The sequence below is a fragment of the Levilactobacillus hammesii DSM 16381 genome, assembly GCF_001434395.1.
GTDB lineage: Bacteria > Bacillota > Bacilli > Lactobacillales > Lactobacillaceae > Levilactobacillus > Levilactobacillus hammesii.
Map to the genome: position 1 here is coordinate 1 of NZ_AZFS01000013.1, position 1,561 is coordinate 1,561.

General features: G+C 43.0%; 1 protein-coding gene. It reads left to right on the plus strand.

Going from position 1 to position 1,561, the window contains the following annotated elements; genetic code table 11:
• The first annotated feature begins 133 nt into the window (after positions 1-133).
• Entirely contained in the window at positions 134-1,483 is a 1,350-nt protein-coding gene (locus FD28_RS01110) for an IS4 family transposase (protein ID WP_083478077.1), read from the plus strand.
• Positions 1,484-1,561 lie beyond the last annotated feature (78 nt).

Genomic DNA, 1,561 nt, shown 5'->3' on the forward strand with positions numbered 1-1,561 from the left:
CTAAAGGTTGAAAGTTAAATTGTACAGTAAAGGCCCGGGAAACCGGGCCTTTACTGTACAAAAATAGACATGGATTACTCCACATCGTATTATTAAGTTGTCGAAAACCAATATACGAGGAGAATTCATGTCCATGTCTAATATACAACATTCAACCACCCAAATTCACTACTCTTTTCATCATTTTTCTAAATTGGTACAGTTAGGCGCTATCCTCCGGTGCGCCAATTTCAAGAAGAAACGGGGAATTAGAGTTAGCTTACTTGTGGAATGGCTGCTAACAACGGTCTTTTCTCGCTATTCGTTGTTTCGGGCTGATGACCCATCTGGCTTCTCAAAGCGGACAGTCCGCAATTATCTTAATGATGCTCAAATTAACTGGCAACGTTTTGTTGTACTCATTGCGATTAAACTGATTCAATACATTCAACGCTTCACCGATTCACGACGACGCCAAGCCTTGATTGTTGATGATTCTCTATTTAAACGTGAATTCTCAAAGAAAACTGAATTATTGTCTCGAGTTTTTGACCACGATAATCAGTGTTACTTCAAGGGTTTTCGCACTCTAACCGTCGGTTGGAGTGACGCAAATACGTTTTTACCAGTCAACTTTGCTTTGATGTCCTCTCGTAAGCAACTGAACCAATTCGGTCGGTTCAAGCATCTAGATGGTCGGTCCTTAGCGGCTAAACGCCGAGCACAAGCCCAGTGTAAAATGAACGATGTCGCCTTGGAGTTACTCGACGCAGCTTTTAACGCTGGGATCAAGGCCAAATATGTCCTATTTGACAGTTGGTACGCTTCACCACGGATGTTCTTTGAACTCTTGAAGCGTGGACGTTTTGGTATTGGCATGTTGAAGCGGACTAAGAAGGTCTATTTCCGGTATCGCGGACGTCAAATGGATGTGAAGACCCTTTATAGAATCCTGTGTAGTGGTAAACGACCAACTCGTGATGATTATTTCTATAGTCCGATTGTTAAATTTGAAGTAGACGGGCAAGAAATGCCCGTCAAATTAGTCTACGTTTCTAATCGTGGTGCTTCGAATCAATATTTAGTATTGGCGACTACGAAAATAGGACTACGGCCCAAAGAAATCATCCAAATGTATGGTCGTCGCTGGCAAATCGAAGGCTATTTCAAGGTGGCTAAACAGTACTTGCAGTTTGATCAGACCCAAATCCAAAGTTATGACGGCCTTTGTGGCCATATGGCGTTAGTTATGATGAGTTATGATATTCTGGCGCTAGCCCAGCGCCAGAATATTGACGAACGCACTCTCGGTGATCTGTTTTTTGAATATGGTCGAGCGCTTCTCGATATTCCAGTTGCTGAAGCCTTGAGTTGGCTAATGAGAACTCTTAGTGGTCTAGGTATAAAGATGGGCATGTCTTCAGAAGCCCTGGACACCATTTTTGAAGAATTCACAAAAGCACTGCCTAGTAGTCTCGCGAGACTACTAGGCAGTGCTGGATAAAGCTGGGAAAGTATTATTTGGGACCTCAGGCCTTTCGTGATAAGGGCTGAGGGCTATTTTCGTACTTTCAACCTTTAG

Bases quoted from the DNA above. Each gene is read 5' to 3' on its own strand.
- FD28_RS01110 (WP_083478077.1), top strand. From the start codon at position 134: ATGTCTAATATACAACATTCAACCACCCAAATTCACTACTCTTTTCAT.